Source organism: Okeania sp. SIO2F5 (genome assembly GCF_010692685.1).
In the GTDB taxonomy this organism is placed as follows: domain Bacteria; phylum Cyanobacteriota; class Cyanobacteriia; order Cyanobacteriales; family Microcoleaceae; genus Okeania; species Okeania hirsuta.
This window is the reverse complement of record NZ_JAAHGU010000043.1, coordinates 1-19,058: the sequence shown is the minus strand read 5'-3', so window position 1 is coordinate 19,058 and position 19,058 is coordinate 1. Positions and strand designations below refer to the sequence as shown.

At 33.9% G+C, this 19,058-nt stretch carries 15 protein-coding genes and 1 pseudogene; 6 read left to right on the top strand and 10 right to left on the bottom strand.

All coding sequences use genetic code 11. The features are described from left to right. Nucleotides 1-149 precede the first annotated feature (149 nt). Nucleotides 150-1,121, bottom strand: coding sequence for a solanesyl diphosphate synthase (gene sds / locus F6K27_RS15615; protein ID WP_124147028.1), 972 nt, complete (start codon nt 1,119-1,121; stop codon nt 150-152). A gap of 1,133 nt (nt 1,122-2,254) precedes the next feature. Here sds and F6K27_RS15610 point away from each other — a divergent pair. Then, on the top strand, nt 2,255-2,416 hold the full coding sequence (locus F6K27_RS15610; RefSeq protein ID WP_287275572.1) for a hypothetical protein: 162 nt from the start codon (nt 2,255-2,257) through the stop codon (nt 2,414-2,416). An 865-nt stretch (nt 2,417-3,281) separates the two neighbouring features. Here F6K27_RS15610 and murI read toward each other — a convergent pair. From murI to F6K27_RS15585, 5 genes are all read right to left on the bottom strand, one after another. Beyond that, nucleotides 3,282-4,112, bottom strand: a complete 831-nt coding sequence (gene murI / locus F6K27_RS15605; protein WP_287275570.1) for a glutamate racemase — start codon at nt 4,110-4,112, stop codon at nt 3,282-3,284. A 339-nt stretch (nt 4,113-4,451) separates the two neighbouring features. Then, entirely contained in the window at nt 4,452-5,021 is a 570-nt protein-coding gene (locus F6K27_RS15600) for a peroxiredoxin (RefSeq protein WP_287275568.1), read from the bottom strand. 492 nt (nt 5,022-5,513) lie between these two features. Continuing rightward, nucleotides 5,514-6,128, bottom strand: a complete 615-nt coding sequence (locus F6K27_RS15595) for a nucleoside triphosphate pyrophosphatase (RefSeq protein WP_287275566.1) — start codon at nt 6,126-6,128, stop codon at nt 5,514-5,516. A 133-nt stretch (nt 6,129-6,261) separates the two neighbouring features. Next, nucleotides 6,262-6,804: a photosystem II reaction center PsbP gene (psbP, locus tag F6K27_RS15590; protein ID WP_287275564.1), complete on the bottom strand. Its 543-nt coding sequence runs from the start codon at nt 6,802-6,804 to the stop codon at nt 6,262-6,264. Between the two features lie 1,600 nt (nt 6,805-8,404). Then, on the bottom strand, nt 8,405-9,685 hold the full coding sequence (locus F6K27_RS15585; protein WP_287275562.1) for an MFS transporter: 1,281 nt from the start codon (nt 9,683-9,685) through the stop codon (nt 8,405-8,407). A gap of 648 nt (nt 9,686-10,333) precedes the next feature. On the opposite strand from F6K27_RS15585, the gene ruvA reads away from it, so the two are divergent. From ruvA to aroF, 4 genes are all read left to right on the top strand, one after another. After that, entirely contained in the window at nt 10,334-10,969 is a 636-nt protein-coding gene (gene ruvA, locus F6K27_RS15580) for a Holliday junction branch migration protein RuvA (RefSeq protein ID WP_287275560.1), read from the top strand. A gap of 612 nt (nt 10,970-11,581) precedes the next feature. Further along, a complete protein-coding gene (rpsO, locus tag F6K27_RS15575; RefSeq protein WP_124144298.1) occupies nt 11,582-11,851 on the top strand; it encodes a 30S ribosomal protein S15 in 270 nt (89 codons plus the stop codon). Between the two features lie 10 nt (nt 11,852-11,861). After that, on the top strand, nt 11,862-12,350 hold the full coding sequence (locus F6K27_RS15570; RefSeq protein ID WP_124144297.1) for a PAM68 family protein: 489 nt from the start codon (nt 11,862-11,864) through the stop codon (nt 12,348-12,350). Between the two features lie 459 nt (nt 12,351-12,809). Next, on the top strand, nt 12,810-13,871 hold the full coding sequence (gene aroF, locus F6K27_RS15565; RefSeq protein WP_287275558.1) for a 3-deoxy-7-phosphoheptulonate synthase: 1,062 nt from the start codon (nt 12,810-12,812) through the stop codon (nt 13,869-13,871). A 219-nt stretch (nt 13,872-14,090) separates the two neighbouring features. Here the strand turns inward: aroF and F6K27_RS15560 are convergent, their stop codons facing one another. The 4 genes and pseudogenes from F6K27_RS15560 to F6K27_RS15545 form a co-directional block, all read right to left on the bottom strand. Then, nucleotides 14,091-15,206: a hypothetical protein gene (locus tag F6K27_RS15560; RefSeq protein WP_287275556.1), complete on the bottom strand. Its 1,116-nt coding sequence runs from the start codon at nt 15,204-15,206 to the stop codon at nt 14,091-14,093. 338 nt (nt 15,207-15,544) lie between these two features. Then, on the bottom strand, nt 15,545-16,675 hold the full coding sequence (locus F6K27_RS15555) for a HetZ-related protein 2 (RefSeq protein ID WP_124144294.1): 1,131 nt from the start codon (nt 16,673-16,675) through the stop codon (nt 15,545-15,547). 160 nt (nt 16,676-16,835) lie between these two features. Next, a pseudogene (locus tag F6K27_RS15550) lies at nt 16,836-17,006 on the bottom strand (hypothetical protein); the annotation flags it as partial. A 253-nt stretch (nt 17,007-17,259) separates the two neighbouring features. Beyond that, complete coding sequence (locus F6K27_RS15545) at nt 17,260-17,433, bottom strand: hypothetical protein (protein WP_287284203.1); 174 nt, start codon at nt 17,431-17,433, stop codon at nt 17,260-17,262. A 1,161-nt stretch (nt 17,434-18,594) separates the two neighbouring features. Here F6K27_RS15545 and F6K27_RS15540 point away from each other — a divergent pair. Continuing rightward, a partial coding sequence (locus F6K27_RS15540; RefSeq protein WP_287300888.1) for a leucine-rich repeat domain-containing protein occupies nt 18,595-19,058 on the top strand: 464 nt, incomplete at its 3' end.

Here is a 19,058-nt window from a genome sequence, read left to right as displayed (position 1 = left end):
TTAGCATACCAAAGTTAAACTCATCTGAAGACAGATTAGATTGCTATAAAAAGATTAATAGGTCTAAATCAATGAATTGCCTTTATTAAGTTTTATCCTACTGCTAGTATTAATTAACTCCTAGCTAAATTATTAAAAGATACTAAAAGCTAATACAGCCGACTTAAAACATAGTCAGTAAGATTAATCAGAGCTTGACGAGAATCACAATCTGGCAAAGATTGTAAATGTTCAACACCCATTTTCGCGTATTTAGTAGCTAATTCCTGAGATTTTTCAATACCGTGACTATCTTTAATTAATTGGATTGCCTCTTCTAAATCACCATCTTGGGCTAATTCTCTTTCGATTAGTTTTTCTAAAGTTGGCTTTTCTGCTAAGGCATATAATGTAGGTGCTGTCAAGTGGCCACTTTTCAGATCTGAACAAGCAGGTTTTCCTAGAGATTCTGTTACACTGGTAAAATCTAGTATGTCATCTACTATCTGAAATGCCAAACCTACATATCGGCCATAGTAGTACATATCCTGAGCTAGTTCTGGTGAAACACCACTAAGAGTTGCTGCAGCTTTAGAACTATTAGCAATTAAAGAAGCTGTTTTATAGTAACTCTTTTCTAAGTAAGCATCTATGGATAAGTCAGTATCAAATTTATGTAGTCCTTGCTGAATTTCTCCTTCTGCAAGATCCATAATTACTTCTGAAAGTAGTTTAACTACTTCTAGATTATCTAAATTGGCCAAATACCAAGATGATTGAGCAAAAAGAAAATCTCCGGCCAGTACTGCAACACGATTGGTAAATAAACTATGAACGGTGGGGACACCTCGGCGAATTTCTGATTCGTCTACTACATCATCGTGAACTAAGCTTGCAGTGTGGATCATTTCTGTGATTTCTGCTAAACGACGATGTTTAGGACTAATTTCCTGATTTGGCATGGTAGTCCGTGAAATTAAAAAGACGATAGCTGGTCTCACTCGCTTTCCCTGTACGCGGAATAGATGTTCTGCTGCTGCGTACAGGATTGGGTGACGAGCACCTACCAATTGTTTTAAGTTATCTGTTAGCAGTTTTAGGTCTGCTTCTACTGGTGAAAATAGGAGAGTTGAAGTGGTCATGGATTAGCCAATAAAGCTACAAGTTAACAAAATTTTACATATTATATTCTTATTCTAAGTCAACCATCCTTAATATAGGTAAAGTTGAAATTTTTAAAATTGTTTTTTGTTTTTGTATAAAAAAACTCGGTTTCTACAGTAGATTGTATCTAATTGTTAAGTAACTCTCAAAATACTATATACAAATAGTACTGACTGTGTTAGTTTAATAGTAACAACTTTAATAATTCAAGTACTCAAAATTGTTAACTATAATAGGTTAATCGTGAGTAATCCTGTAAGGAACTAGACTTATTATAGATTTATCTCTCAATTTACCTAATTATCAAGATTGGCTAGGAATAGTAGAGAATAATTTTTCACTATTAAAGGTTGACTCAATCTAATATAACTATTTAGAGTAAAAAGAGATAATAGTTACATTTTGAATTAAAAAAGTAAATAGACCAAAAATTCCTCAATAGTTAAAAGTTACCTATTGGTGAAGAGAATAGTCAAAAACTTCTGAGCTGGAATACATATAATTTAGTCTTCATCATATTTGATCCAAATTAACCTGAAAGTTTTTACCATGCAGGTTATATCAATTAAGCTATCAGGTACTCTATCTAACTAATTAATGATAATTGAAGATAACTTAATAGCTGCATAGTTTGTCTGAGATATATTTACCAATGACTGAAGTGCATAAATTGAGTTAACTTAAGGGTCTAAAAATCTATGTGTTATTAGTTACTAAAACATAGCTCCAGCCTAAAATTTTAGATCGATAGATGATTTAATTAAGTAATATAATTGCGATCAACTGATAGTATTCCAGCTTACCAATCGTACTCATTAATTATCAACAACTTCAAATCTGAATAACCTCTTCTCTAAAAGTACATCAAGGTAACTTAAAAAAAAGTTCAAATATGTGAACTGAAAAATCAAAATATCTGCATGAATACAAAGAGTTCAAGACTTTGTCTATAAATTTATTTTGCTCTGAAAATAAATTAAATGATAATTGTTTTTCTTAGTCTTGATTTCAATTAATTACTAAGTAAAGAATACTCAGTTAATCTTTAATTCCTTAGCTTTTGAGCTAGGAAATACTTACATCTAAATACTACTCGCCATCTCATAAAACCATGAACTACAATCACATTCCTGTAATTATTCCCATTCTAGCAACTGGTTATGTATTTACTGTATATTTACTATTAACATTAGCCCAAAGAGGTGCAAAAATCACAAAAAATAAATCTTGGCAACAAGGTATTGCTAACTCAAGAACTAATTTGCATTCATAAAAAAAATAAAAAACAGCAGATAATTGATAGTTTATATATAAACTATCAATTATCTGCTATTAAGATTAATTTGAGTACTAAACATTATAGTAGTCGAAGAAAAGTTAGGAAAGATAAAAACCTTAAAACTCAGACAACGCAAGATTTTTTCTTTTTGCTTCTTGCTTCTGCTACCAAATAACTAATAAAATATTTGACATTTGTGCAAATTTGGTAATGCCAAATTCATATAAAGTTACATAGAATAATATTTTAATTAGAGTTGACTATAGATCGAGACAGACAAGTTAATAAATTTCATAATTCTGTGCAGCCTTACATAAAATTGGTATAAGTTTAGAAATAATTTTTAACTCACCATAGAATTGTATTTCTATAAAAATCTAAAATTTTCTCTCAGACATTTTTCTAGATAAATTTTATATAAGTTTTAAGTAAGTTTATAATTATTCAACAGTATAGCAACTGTCAGAGGGGTTAGCATAGAGAAAAGTATAAAATTATTAGACCACCTCATAGAGGGGATATAACTGCCGCACTTGCTCCGCCAACGCTATGTTTCTCCTTTATGTCCTAAGCACTTTGACGACTGCTATAGATCTAAAACATTAATAAAAATTCTACTGTTTCCTATTCTCTATAACCCTAAAATATTTCACAATTCAGATATAAGACTGCCATAATCTATCTATAAAGCTTACGAGAAGTTATCAAACTAGATTGGCACTTTCATTGAATCACAAAAACTCTGTAAAACTTTTGTTCCAACGCATCTTACACCACAACTAGCATATAAAAGAGTATTTTGCGTAAGTCCTGATTCTATTAAGCATTTAATTTTCTGTTTATATCCCCAACATAAATTCTATGCCATAGAAATAGGTTTGTCTAGAACTGTAGATAAAGAAACTGATTGTACAATTGGTTTATAACCAAGCCATTGTAATGATAATTCAGCAAATTTTTGAGGAGAACCGCTAACTACGAATTTTGTTGGTTTTGCTTTCTCATAATTTTGTAAATTCATCATTTCTAGCTTTTTAGCAGCTACTTTCACTAGAGATACAGCAGGATCTACAAAATTAATATTTCTAGGTAGAAATGAGCGTAATATTGGTTCTAAATAGGGATAGTGAGTACAACCATAAACCAGTGTGTCAATTTTTTGCTGTATTAATGGCATCAAATATTCTTCTGCTATCTGATATGTATAAGGGTTATGTAGTTGATTTTGCTCTATTAAAGGTACGAAATAGGGACAGCTTACTTGCCACACTTTAGCAGAAGCATTTGCCTCTAGAATAGCAGTACGATAGGCATTACTAGCAGCAGTTGCAGGGGTAGCAATGACACCTATTCTTGTCCCTAATTCTACTGCAGAATTTGCCCCTGGTACAATCAATCCTAGAATTGGAATATCAAATTTGGATTTAATTTTTTCTAAAGCAAGAGCTGAACTGGTATTACAAGCCATCAACACCATTTTAACTCCACTTTTGATTAACCACTCTATAATTTCATCTACAAACTGTACAATTTCTTTGCTAGTTCTTGTACCATAAGGTAATCTTGCTGTATCTCCAAAGTAAAGAATAGATTCACTAGGTAACTGTCTATATAGCTCTCTCAAAACAGTTATACCTCCTATTCCACTATCAAAAATACCTATTCTTTTTTGTCTAGTTTCAACTATCATTCTTGAGAGTATGGAAATACAATTCAAATCAAATAAATATTACTATAATGTATCAGTTGAAAATCTAATTTTTTTTATTTTAGTTTTAATAGAGAAGAATTTCATAATTATTTATCAACTGAAGTAAAAAAAACGGTAATTGCCGAATATATTTTGGTTATCGTTACTTACTTAAGAGGGGTTAAAACTATATATAGCAATGTAATGTAAAAATATCCTTGTAGTGCCAAAAATTTATTGTTTAGGTTAAGTTTTAGACGCTACAGTTCAAAAATCACATTTAATTGCTACATATAGTATTATTATTGCCAGTTCCAGCTTCATCTATAGATAGCTGAACTAACCAACAAACTCTAATCGAGCTGGTTTTTCTGCTGGTGCTTCTGTACCCTTGAGATAGGCTAATACCGTATCTGCGTCAGATGTCTCGAATGGATCGTCACCATAGTTGTCGCTAAAACCTTCTTCAACAAATATCTTTTCGATTTTAGAGTCATTGACAACCATTGCATAGCGCCAGGAGCGCATACCAAAACCAATATTGGACTTATCTACTAACATTCCCATTTTACGAGAGAATTCTCCATTGCCATCTGGTAATAGGAATACATTTTTGGCATTTTGCTGTTTACCCCATTGGAACATTACGAAAGCATCGTTTACTGATAGACAAATAATTTCGTCTATTCCTTGTGCTTTGAATTCATCGTATAGTTCTTCATATCGAGGTAAGTGAGTAGATGAGCAAGTTGGTGTGAAAGCTCCAGGCAATGCAAATAATACTACACGCTTGCCACCAAAAATTTCTTGGGTAGTTTTGTCTTGCCAACGAAAAGGGTTAGGTCCTTCAACAGATTCATCACGGACACGGGTTTTGAATACTACATCAGGAACACGCTCAATAACCATAACTTAACCTCAGAATGATTTAGTAACTTAGCAATTCAATCTATATCAGCTTTTACTGCTGTAAATCAGAATAATTCTTATTTAAGAATTTGTCAACGGCATTAAAGAAAAAATTTTATTTTTGAGGTTTGCTTGTGAATGTGTTGCAAAATTATAGCTCTACGTCCCAGGGAATAGGCAACAGCTCATCTGGCAACAGGCAACAGGTCTTAGAGGTAATTTGTAAACTTAACTAAAACCCTGATGTTACCTAACTTTCAGGAATTTAAGTTTTATTAACCTATAACTCCTAAAACCCTTATATTGCAAGGATTCAGTCTCTTAATATTTACTTTTTAAAGGGAAAAAAGAAATAATATTTCCTTATATTCAATTCCGTAACGGTTTTAACCAGAGATAATTATCAGTTAATGAATATTCCTAACATTAATAGCTAATAGCTGACGGCTGAATGCTTACATTATTAGATTAAAAAATCGGATATTTTATAACCTACCAAAAGTTGCTAACTTGATACCCTAAACTATTTAGCATAACTCTCAATAATGGTAGACTTAAACCAATTACATTAGTATGACAACCTTCTATTTTTTCAATAAATAAACCACCTTTACCTTCTATGGCAAAACAACCAGCACATTTTAAAGGTTCCCCAGTCGCAACATAAGCTTCTATTTCCCGGTCGTTAACCAGAGCAAAATGAACTTTTGTCATTCTACAAAGTACGATAGTTTGATTTTTAACTAGATCGATTAAAGCATGACCTGTGTACAATTGACCAACTTGACCGCGCATTTTTTGCCATCTAGCGATCGCTTCTTTATTATCAGCTGGTTTACCATAGATTTCGTCATCAATAACTAATACTGAATCACATCCTAAAATTAAATTTGATTGTGTTTCAGATAAGTTTTCTTTCATTAGAGACTTAGCTATTGTTTCTGCTTTAGCTTGTGCTAATGTTTCTACCAATTTTCGAGGTTCTATTAATTTAACTTTTGATTCATCAAAGTTACTAGGCATAACTATAGGATGAATACCAATAGTTTCTAACAAGCGAAGTCTTGCTGATGATGATGAAGCTAATATGAAGGTTGGAGTTTTCATATTTTCAAGCAAGTAAACAAATATTCCATAAAACATTGATAATTTGTCAGGACTATAGCCTATATTTAATGATATTTTTTAAGATAGGAAAACTTAAAAATTTGCTAGTCCTGACTAATATAAAAATTTCTCACTAATATATAGAGAAAGAGTTAATTACTTGCTCAAACTTATCATGCACTTTTTGCCAACGTGCTTCAGTAGTTGAAATATTGATAGTAAAAAGTTTACCTCGACTAACTCCTACACTTGCTAAGTTATGACGATCTCTTCCATCAGCTAATTTAACAGCATACTCCAGTTGATAATATGTTTTAGCTTTATATTCTCGTGCTTCTGCACTTACTAATTCTGCTTCCCTACCAGAGTCTGCTGGTGCAATGGCATTTTTGCTCAGTTTATATCCTACTTCAGTCGGAGTACCCAAGTCAGCCAAAGTTTGGTCTCCGACTACAGGACTAATAACGACACTAACATTCTCAGTGGCCTCAACTAGGTCATGGAATACGACATCCGGGCCATCAGATACTTTAACTTCAAGCCAACCATTAGGATAAAGGAATTCATAACCATCAGTTGTATCCACGAAGCTTTGTAGTCCACCGCCAATAGAAACACAACCTGTTACTACCAGAGCGATCGCTACTAAAAATAAGGCCACAATTTTTTTTAACATTTTCTCTTCTTTGATATTCTAAATAGTGAGAGTAGGGTTGAATTCAACTTTTCAGTCCCAACGCTCAAGTAAATTTATTGTCTCATTAAATCTTGATTAATTTAATAAATTTGTGAATTTAATCAACTTCAATAATTAATTTTTGCCAATCAGGAGCCAAAATAATTTACAGTTAAGGTATTTGTTTTGCACTGAGTAATATTTAGATATTGTAGATATTGAAATTGAGTTTAGTGTGATGTTTTGAGCGAGAAATAATTCTGAGTTATGAGTTTAATTCTGAACGACTGGCGAATTTAGCTGGCAATTCCGGTAAAAGTATAATTAATTTTAATACCCTACAAAATATGATAATTTAGTCGTCTTTAATTGATGGCGGTTCTGAATCTCTCATCAACTAATTCTTTATCCTAGCTACTGAAATATTTCTGTCATTCATTACTTTCTCTATAACCAAATTTTCACTCATCAATCTAAGGTCAATATACTGCAAAATACCAACAGTAATTTCCACAGTTATTATCATTGATAACCAAAAGATTTTTACCACAATTTGTGTTCGTTCTAATACCCATACTCCTAATAGTAGTCCGATTAGATATTCAATAACTCAACAGCAAGTATTAATAACTGAATAATTCTTTATCCTAGCTACTGAAATATTTCTGTCATTCATTACTTTCTCTATAACCAAATTTTCACTCATAAATCTGGGGTCAATATACTGCAAAATACTAAAAGTAATTCCCACACTTATTGCCATTCCTGACTAAAAAAAATTTTACCACAATTTATATTGAATCTAATACTCATCCTGCTAATGGAATTTCGATTAAATATTCTATAGCTTCACAAAGAATATTAATTGTTAAAATTTATGCTACTTTATCAAAACCAGCTAACATTTTATATCATGTCTGTTTGAATAACTACAATAAAAAATTTAGGGAGTAGGGAGTAGGGAACAAGGGGAAATTTGTTTGCTCCGTATTCTGACCGAAAAAATATTCGCAAGCATTCAGAAGTCAGCTAGCTTCATAAGGTCGGAACTGCGGACTTCAGCTATCAGCTATGAGTTATTAAGTCATTATCTTGGAAGAAGGAATTAGTATTCAAGAAGTTACATAAGAATGAAATAGTCCTTTCAGTTAACCTTGGTAATTATTTGATTCTTTCTTTCAAAAGCTGATAGCTGAATGCTTACAAATATTCTTGCACTGAATAATTCTTGATTCTGACTGCTGAAGTATTTATACCATTAATTACTTTCTGCATTAGCCAAATTTTTACTCATAAATATGGGGTAAATATACTGCAAAATACCAACAGTAATTTACACACTTATTGCCATTGCTAACCAAAATATTTTCACTACAACTTGTGTTTTATCTAATACTCATCCTCCTAATATAGTTTTGACTAAAGACCAACAGCAATTCCTACAGTTATTACCATTGCTAACCAAAATATTTTCACCACAATTTGTGTTAGCTCTCATATCAAAACTCTTAATAGCAGTGCGATTAAATATTTAATAACTCAACAGTGAATATTAATAACTGAATAATTATTGATTCTGATTACTGAAATATTTCTACCATTAATTACTTTCTGTATTAGCCAAATTTTCACTAATCAATTTGCAGTCAAGATACTGCAAAATACCAACAGCAATTCCTACAGTTATTACCATTGATAACCAAAATATTTTTATCACAATTTCTGCTCTATCTAATACCAATCCTCCTAATAGCGGTCCGATTAAATATCCTATTGCCCAACACTGAGCATTAATTGCCAAATAAATACCACGCAAAGATTCTGGTGCTAAATCTGCTACTAAAGCTGAGGCAGAAGGAGTATAAGAAATAATTGCAATAGCAAATAAACTTAAAGCTAAAGTAGTCAATAAAATATTACCTATTTCTATTATTCCAGCAATACCGATGACGAGAAATCCTAACCCCCATAATATTGCTGAAATTATTAATGCTTGAGGATGGCTAAAATTTCGTAATTTTCTCGCAACTGGTAATTGAAATATAACAGTCAAAGCAGTGTGTACTGTAAATATATAACTGATAATTAGTGGTGAAAAATTGCCGGAAACAAAATTGTTTAAATATAAAGGTATTGTGCTGTGTATTTGAGAAATGTAGAAAGTAAAAAAAACATTCACCATCACAAAAATAATTAGATTCCGATCGCTAATAGCTAATAGCCAGCCATTAGTATTTTTTTTCCTCTCTGTTTCAATTTTTAGCTTTAATTTAACTGGTTTATAAGTTTCTTTAACCGCTAAATATATAACTCCTGCAAAAATAAAAAATGAAATAGAATCAACTATAAATAATGCTCTATAAGCACCTGTAGAATTCACAACTATTCCACCAGAAATAATTCCCAACTGCAAACCCAAATTATCTGCTAATCTCGTAACAGCATAAGCCTCTTTGCGTTCCGTTGCTACTGCTAAATCTGCCACAATTGCCTCCATTGCCGGCCAATATAACCCTGTACCTAATCCTAATAATAAGTTACCGATCGCTACAATATAAAAATTATTAGCTATTGCCATTACTATTGAAGCTAGTGCCGAAATAATTAATGATAATAATAGAGTTATCCGACGACCAAAAAATTGAGAGTCACTGAAAGAACCTCCAAGAAAACGAGCAATTATGCCAGAAATTTGAGCGCTGCTTAAGGCAATACCAACTGAAGTTGTAGATAAGCCAACTTGATTTACAAAAAAGATTGGTGCATAAAATAATGTAAAACCTGTACCAGTTTGAGATAATAATCTACCCATTGCCAGAATTAAAATTTGTCGGTCTAAGTTGGGAAATAATTGGGATAGATGCAATTTTGGCAATGACATGAAAATTATCCGATTTTTTAGAATAATAAGATACAGTTTAATCTTAATCTCTTTTCTGTATTATCAAAAGCTCTAAAAAATTAAGCATTTCCTGCGGAATGCTGCGCAAACAGCTATTGATCAGAGGAGGAGGTAAAAGCAATTGAAAAATTGAGAGAGAATTAAAGGTTAGTGGCAAGGTACGCTCCTTCAACTTTATACCATTTCTCTGTAACAATGCGCTTAATAATTGTTGCTCGGACCTTATTACACTCACTATTCCCATCTTTAATATGAAGTACAACTTTATGGAGAAATGGTATTAGAAGGAATTATCGATTATTTGCACTCAGTTCTGACTGCTAAGAGCTAAATGATTACCTAAAAATTAATATCTAATTAAGTCAAAACTTTTGTAAGTTCAATGATGTTTCGGCAGTTGTTAATATGTAATTTTGTAGTAAGCATTCAACCGTCAACTATTACTTTGAGTTTTAGATAAAAGCTTTACTAATTGAGTCAGAATTTATACTTGCTATAAAAGCTGGCTGAAACAGTCTATATTCATTAAAACCCCCTCATGAGAGCTGACAGCTCACAGCTAATAGCTGTTTGCGCAGCATTCCGCAGGAAATGCTTACATTTTGTAATAACTTTAAATGAATTTTTATGATTAATTATCTGAAAGGGAAAGTGGCTGATGTTCAAAAAGGTAGTGGTATTCGTGTGACTCTAATTTTAGAAGTTAATCAAGTAGGTTATGAGCTACAAATTCTGCCAAGGCTAACTCAAAATTTACAGCAAGGAGAAGAAATAAAAGTTTTTACTCACCAACAAATACGAGAAGACCAAATGTTATTGTACGGTTTTGGTACTTCTGCAGAAAGAGATTTATTTCGCCAGTTAGTAAGTGTGAGTGGTATTGGGACACAATTAGCGATCGCTTTGTTAAATACTTTAGAATTACCAGATTTAGTCCAAGCTATTGTTGGGGCAAATACTCGTGTCTTAGCCAAAACTCCAGGAGTAGGCCCGAAAACTGCAGAACGTATTGCTTTAGAATTAAAAAATAAATTGGCCGAGTGGCGACATGATGCTGGCTTAACTACATCAGTACCTGTGGGAGTTTTGCCCGCTATTCAAGAGGAAGTAGAAATGACTTTGTTAGCTTTGGGATATACAGGTCAAGAGGTAATACAGGCATTGCAAGCTGTTAGTCAAGATGCTAAAATGTCCAAAAATACAAATGCAGAAGATTGGATTAGGGAAGCTATTAGTTGGTTGAGTCGATTTACTCAGCTTTGAAAAAGTTACAGTTCAACAATTTGGTAGTGGTGCTAATGGTAGAGAGTGTGTGGGGACTAACCCCTAACCCCTTCCAGGAAGGGAGTGTGGGGGAGTGTGGGAAGAAATTAAAAAATATGTATCTTTAACCATTATGGGAGTAGGACAACCTATTTTTTGATCACGGTGGGACTATTAAACCAAATTTTAAAAAAATATTAAATGAACATACTAAATAGCTCAGCAGAAATAAATGTAATACTACTGCATCCAAGGGGAGAAAAGTTTGCAGAGCATATCTAGTAAAGTAATGAGGATGGCTTCGTTGTTTCTCCTCGCAATGACGAAATTTTACACTTAATTAAACCCACCCAGCTAGTAAGAGATTCAGACTCACTGATAATTGAAATTTTATCTTCTTCTATTAGACATCTGGCGATCATCAAAAATCAAATCAATTATCGCGCAAAAATCATCAATTCTTTCCCCCTACTCTGTAGGGACGTTGCAACAACGTCCCTACCTACTGCCCTACTCCATCTTTTCCGGAGATGTCTATTGTCCAGAACAGAGATATGATGATATAGTTAATGATTGTAGTAATTTTGAGAAAGATCAGTAGAAGTTAAATATATGGCTCTAAAGCAACAACGTAAACAAGAAATTATTGGTGAATACCAAACCCATGAAACGGATACAGGTTCAGCAGATGTCCAAGTAGCCATGCTGACTGAAAAAATTAGCAAATTAAGCGCTCATTTAAAAAGTAATAAGCAAGATTATTCATCCCAAAGAGGTCTATTAAAAATGATTGGTAAACGTAAGCGCTTACTATCATATATCCAGAAACAAAGTCAAGAACGTTATAAAACATTAATTACTCGCCTTGGTATTAGAGGTTAGAAGCTGACTTATGTCCTCAGAACCATCACGTCAACCTTTACCTTTTGAACCTGCTAAAAATCGTAAAAAGCAAGGTAAGAAATTATCTCCCTCACCCAAAACAAAAACAGTAGATGAGCAAAAGTCTTCTAATGTAAAAAATCAGCCGAAAAACATTAGTAATCAAAAACGCCAACAACTCAAAGAAGACAGTTCTATCCCAGAAGTAGTTAGTCGGCGGATGATAAGTCGTATGGTGTTATTCTCTGGTACACCTCTAATATTGTCTTTATTAACCTTTGTTATTAGCTACTTTATCATTTCAAATGATATTTTAGTACTACCAAACCAAGCAGTTTTGCTAGTTAGTATGGGCTTTTTTGGTTTAAGTGTTATTGGTTTGAGTTATGGTCTTTTTTCTGCTTCTTGGGATGAAGATAGAAAAGGTAGTTTGTTTGGTTGGCAAGAACTAAAAACTAACTTTCAACGAGTTAAAGAAGCTAGGAAAGAAGCTAAATAAAAAAGCTAATTTCTATCTATGATTAATAGTTATAGAGTCAGCATTTCCGTTTGTCATGCTGCGCAAACAACTATTAACATTCAGCATTTCCGTTTGTCATGCTGCGCAAACAGCTTTTGAAAGAATTAAGCAACGACTAAGGTTCACTGATGACTAATTTCATTAATGACTTTTCATTCTTCTTCAAGATTAATTCTTCCTGCCAAAATAATGAGTTAATAACTCATAGCTGATAGCTGAATGCTGAATGCTTAGGTTATAGAGATGAGAAAACCTCGTCTCTAGTAAATTTTAACCTTCCTAAAAAAATTATAGATTGAGACCTGAAAATATCATCTCCACAGAGGAAGCTGGAAATTATATCGGATTTATTAAGAAACAAGTAAAAGTCAAGTTTGACAAGCTATTGTCAAAATAACCGTAGTTTAACTCACATCTAACTTAATTGCAAAAGAAAAAATGATTATAGTAACAAAAGTTGGTTCTCCAGAAGCTGAAATAGACCGTCTTTGTAATGACCTTAAAACTAATTGGGGTCTGACACCAGAAAAAATTGTTGGACGCTATAAAGTTGTTATAGGTTTAGTAGGAGATACTGCAGACCTCGACCCATTACAACTACAAGAACTAAGTCCTTGGATCGAACAGGTAATGCGAGTAGAACGTCCTTATAAGCGAGCCAGTTTAGAATATCGCCATGGAGAAGCAAGTGAAGTAGTAGTATCTACTCCTGATGGACCTGTAACTTTCGGTATTCATCACCCCTTAGTTGTAGTTGCAGGTCCTTGTTCCGTAGAAAATGAGGAGATGATTATAGAAACAGCCCAACGGGTCAAAGCTGCGGGTGCTAGGTTTTTGCGCGGAGGAGCTTATAAACCTCGTACCTCTCCTTACTCTTTTCAGGGACATGGTGAAAGTGCTTTAGGTCTATTAGCTGCAGCTAAAGAAAAAACTGGCCTGGGTATCATCACAGAAGTAATGGATGCTGCTGACTTACCAAAATTGATTGAAGTTGCTGATGTGCTACAAGTAGGTGCCCGTAATATGCAAAACTTCTCTCTGTTGAAAAAGGTAGGTGCCCAAGACAAACCTGTACTTTTAAAGCGGGGAATGGCTGCAACTATTGAAGACTGGTTAATGGCTGCAGAGTATATTTTAGCTGCTGGAAATCCAAATGTAATTCTCTGTGAGCGGGGTATTCGTACATTTGACCGTCAGTATGCTCGTAATACCTTGGACCTCTCAGCAATACCAGTTTTGCGATCGCTGACTCATTTACCAATTATGATTGACCCTAGTCATGGTACTGGTCGGGCTGAATATGTACCGGCAATGGCAATGGCTGCTATTGCAGCAGGGACAGATTCTCTGATGATTGAAGTCCATCCAGACCCAGCAAAAGCTCTATCTGACGGCCCTCAATCTCTGACACCTGAAAAATTCGATCGGTTAATGCAGGAAATGTCAATAATTGGCAAAACAGTGAATCGGTGGCCACAAGCAGAGCCTGTTCTAGTATAGAAGAAGGAGTCAGGAGTCAGGAGTCAGGAGAGAATTATGGCTGCCGTGATTGAGTAAATAATCAAGCAAATATTTGTGCTTAATTGCTTACTCAGGATTTGATGAACGAAAAAAGTAATTTAAATGAAGCTGATAACTGACTGCTGTTTGCGCAGCATTCCGTAGGAAATGCTTACAACAAATTTCTCCCTACTCCCTACTCCCTACTCCCTGTCTTATCTATAAATTTTGATTATTTTGTTGAGAAATAATACATTCAACTTGATGCTCAACATTATTCAGTAACTTCTGCAAAGTTAACAAGCTATTTAGTTGAAATGGAGCTAGATGTTGACGACAATAAATTTGATTGATTTTAATTTGTAATTGTTTGCCTAATTTCAATGTATCTTGACTCAATAAGTAGAGCTTTTGCTGCTGATAAAATTTTAAAGCAGCTCCTCTTAATACCTGTAGTGTTGCTTCTTTCCCATAAGCTCCTGGCATCACTCTCAAACGTAATAGTAAATGATTATTTTGATAAATTCTTTCAATCTCTACTTGTCGAGGTTTTTTAATGGGAATTGAACTCATTTTTGTCAGAATTTTAAGTTCGTTAATAACACCTTCAATTTTTTCTCGTTCTAGGTTTTCAACTACAAATTTGAGAACTCCATCTTGACTCCAAAGAATTTTTCCTTGTGATTCTTGTTGCTCAAAATAAAGTCTACCAATTCCTGACTCTAAAACACTTACCATTAATTCTCTTAATAACTTTTTAGGCTCTAAATTAGCTATAGCTTCTAAACAGATAGATTGTTGAGATTTAGGTAGTAATAATTCTAAAATATCACATAAATGATTTTGTGAGAAATTTTGAGCTTGAGGTTGAAGTTTTTGCTGTTGTGAATCCTGAGTTTTTTTAGTGAAAATTTCTTGATTTGTTGTCTTCTTTTGCTCAGAAAGTTGCTGATTTTCTTCTTTTTTAGTAGATTGATGATTATCAATTTGTTTATGATTATTCTTTGGTAATTTAGGTTGAGAAGAACTAGAAATTACAGATTTTTGATGACCAATATAGTTTAAATAAGATGATAATATTGACCTCTGAAACTCAGAAGAAATTTCTTCCATTACCAGCGAACAATTTAAGTAAGATAATAATCGGCGAGCATAATTTGTAGCAGAAGAATCTTTAATGTCAACGACACCAAGTCTGACTCTGCTCCCCTCTATAGATAGAGGTAAAATTTGATAGTGTAGACAGGCTTCAAATGGTAATATATTATCAATTAGAGCAAATACATGGGGATGATCCATTTGCTTTTCCCCATTATTTTTGTTGTATGCGGGCATTATTGAGTTGTTGGTTTGAAACTAATAGAAATCATCTATTTAACGACCGGGATTACAATAGGCAACAACCGTCTTCACTAGAGCTATTGAAGCTGAGTTAATAGAAAAATGGTAAAATCCAGCAGTTACCATATATATTGGTGTAGTTTTAGCATGTGCAAAAGATTTCTAAAAAAATTACACTAAATGCGCCAATTACATAGTCCAAGTATCTCAAAACTTAAATATTTGATACGCTACTTATTAACACTATATTATCCTAAAAATTTACAGACTCAATTAATATTTGAATAATCTTGGTTAAATTATCCTAGCTACAATCTTAGTCTTGATGGGGGCTAAGAACTATTTCGTAAGGATTGAGCAGATAAGTATAGTTTAGTCCATTCACTAACAACTTGGTTAATTCTCAAGTTTAAGTGTTTAGCAATTTCCTCTAAACTGGTACCTGATTTTAAGCCTTCAATTAAATGACGTTGTTGAGGATTAAGATTTTGCCAATATTCTTGCCATTGATGAGAAGTCAAACCTAAGCCATGCTCATTCAGAGAAATTTCTAACCAACTAGCTACTAATTCTGGTTGTTGTTTAACCGCAAAAACACGAATTGCATGATAACTGACTTTTTCTCGTAACCTATATACTTGTCTGATAGGCATATCTAAAGCTTGAGCAATTTCCTCTTGAGTATTGCCTCGAAGATAAAGCTTTAACCATTCTGCTGCCTTGGAATCAACTTTTTCCACCAAATATTTCTCAAATTCCTCCTGGACTTTAGAGCGAAGTAAATGTTGTTGCTCCATTTCTTCAGTATCTTGATACCCTGAAGTCACTACAGCATCCAACAAACTCACTCGGTCTTCCGTATCACCAGGACTAATATCTTCTGAGATTAATTTAACCCATTCTTTTACAGGTACTTGAGTTAGGCCACCTCTTTGAGTTCGACGTAGATAATTAACAAATCTATATACCAGTAATGGCTGATTGCGAATCGGTCTAATACAATATTCTTCTACACTGGCTAATAATAGAGAGTTGCGGAGATTAGGATTTTTTGTACATTCACTGATTTTGGCCATTTGTTGCTGTAGGTAGCGATCGCTATTGAGCATCTCTTGGATCACTTCCTGTAGGACATCTATTACACTTCGTTGGCGATCGCGACTGGTATTTACCCATGCTCGTATTTTTTGTCGCAGCATCACTAGGCCACTCAAGCGTTGCAGTAAGTTTCGATAAGCTCGCTCTGGCGGAATGTCCAAATATCTTTGTTTTAGAATTCGATAAAGAAACTCTCTCCCTTTAGATGCCATTGCCCTTTGAGTAGGAGTCAGCTCGTCTAAGCGACTAGGATTATTCCCCAATAGCCAGCAAATAATACTTTTGTGGACATCTGAGCTATGGTTTGGGTAGTCTTCCTGAAGTTTGGTTTTCCACTCTTGTTCCAGTGCTTGGGCCAAAGTCATGAGATTTTTAATTCTATATATTTAATTCTAGCTTTTGCCAGAATCTACCTCTGCCAGATTCTATTCAAAAGCTATATTTTCAGTCATTCTATCAATATTTCTGACTACTGATTTAATATGCAGTTTGACATCCTCCCCGGCCTAAAAGGTACAGGGATTCCTACCTAGCCGAAGCTCCTTGGTGGGTTGACATTTCACAGGATCCTGCTAACTTGACGCTAGTCTTACGCTTGCCTCCAAATCTGTTTAATGTCTCCGAATGCCCTCCGGCGACTAATATATTTGTCGCTGCGTTGGTATCACGATCGTGTTTTGCGCCACAGTTGATACACTTTGATTGAAAAAAAAACTAAAAAGTCGTCCAAGAAGGGGGAGGCTTCAAACCCAATTTTTTGGTGAAGTTCTCTCCCGTTAAATCGGAGATTATAAGCTGATTACCTAACTAGGTTTGATACCAAATCCTTACTTTAGACTGGTTCTTATTTTGTTGCTAGCTGCACCAGGTGTAACTATTGAGCAATTAAAGGAATATGTTGAACATCAATCGACACCTATTTAATTTCCTCTCGGCAATTCCCCTGCCATTAAATCGGAGATGATAACGGGAGACCCCTTGCCGAGTCTAGTATAGTCAAAAAAGTGTTTGGATAAGAGTGGAGCGATCGCTCATCTGCTATTATCGTCCTTTTTTCTCCCTCATACCACAAATTTGTCAATCTATCAAACTGCCGAAAAGTTAGAAGAGAAAAATTTGTCATTTCTAGTTGAGGAAAACAAGACTATTTGTCTCTGAAAGAACGAAATAATCAGTATTTGCAGCGTTAAAATTCTCTTCAGCAATATTTACCCTCGGATTTTTGTACGATTTATAGTATCACACAACGGAGGAAAAAGGCTAAAAATCTTGAAACTTCGTTAGCTGTATCAGAAAAATTTTCTCCTTTTTTGTCATAAAATCCTGACAAAGTTAAAAATATTCAAAGGAAAATACTAAAAATTATAAGTAAAAGTTAAGTTTTCAACTGATTTTGAGATATAGAAGCTTTTGAAGGGATCGCTTTATTAAGACGTAAGCATTCAGCGGTCAGCAGTCAGCTATCAGTTATGAGTTATTAAGTCATTATCTTGGAAGAAGGAATTATAGCGCTGTGCGCAGGCAACAGGCAACAGCGGTGCGACCCCGCGACGACGCCAGTCGCAAGCGGTCGGACCCCGCGACGACGCCAGTCGCAAGGGAATGCCGACCAAGAGAGGGAATGCGCACCAAGAGAGGCAAGAGCTCATCTGGGGGAATAAATTGCTGATAATATAAGGCTTTTAGCTATTTGGCCTCTCCTGCAATTTGTAAATATACCAGCGCTCATTGCTATAGCTGAATGCTAATAGCTGAATGCTTACCAAAAGACATGGTTGATTAATGGATAATGGATAATTACCTTTCCCTTTTAGGGAGAGGATTGAGCAATATGGATAATTATTGCTCTACTGACTAACTTTCAAAGCCTTTATCTGTAAATATTTGAGGATTTTTAGAGTGAAAAAAGGTGCAAGGTTTTCGGTCTAAAAGGCTAAAAAAGTTAGAATTCTGAGTAGATAAGGATAGAAAAATCAAGGGATATTTCTTCCTCCTAACTCCTCTAAATTCTGATAAATTATGAATTCTGTTTGCGGAGCATTCCGTAGGAAATTCTAAATTATGAATTCTATCTAACTCCTCTAAATTCTGATAAATTATGAATTCTATCTAACTCTTCTAAATTCTGATAAATTCTAAATTCTGAATTCTAAATTCTGAATTCTATTCTCCTGTCTCCTACCCTCACCTATAAGACTTCCATAAGCAAACCCTAAATAGTTATGGAAAATCAATATTTATATTTGTAGGTATTATTGTGAGCGTAAAAATATTTTATGAAATTATGACTTCTCCTAAAATAAATAAGCAGAATCAGATACCACAAAGTTTTCAAGAAAGAATACAAGTAGCTAAGGACAAAAAAATTAAGAATTTAGATTTAAGTAATGATGCTTTTGGCAACAGTGATAAAAAATTAACTGAAATTCTTAATAAAGTTTTGGAATTAGAACTACTAGAAGTATTAAATTTAAGTAGTAATAAATTAACAAAATTACCGGATTCAATCACTAAACTCACTAACTTAACTATCCTTGATTTAAGTCGTAATCAATTAACGACATTACCGGATTCAATCACTAAACTCACCAACTTAACTACGCTTTATTTAAGTCGTAATCCCCTAGAAACTCCACCAATAGAAATTGCTGAAAAAGGGATAGAAGCAATTAGAGAATATTTCCGACAAATAAAAGAAGCAGGAACAGATTATCTCTATGAAGCCAAATTACTAATTATTGGAGAAGG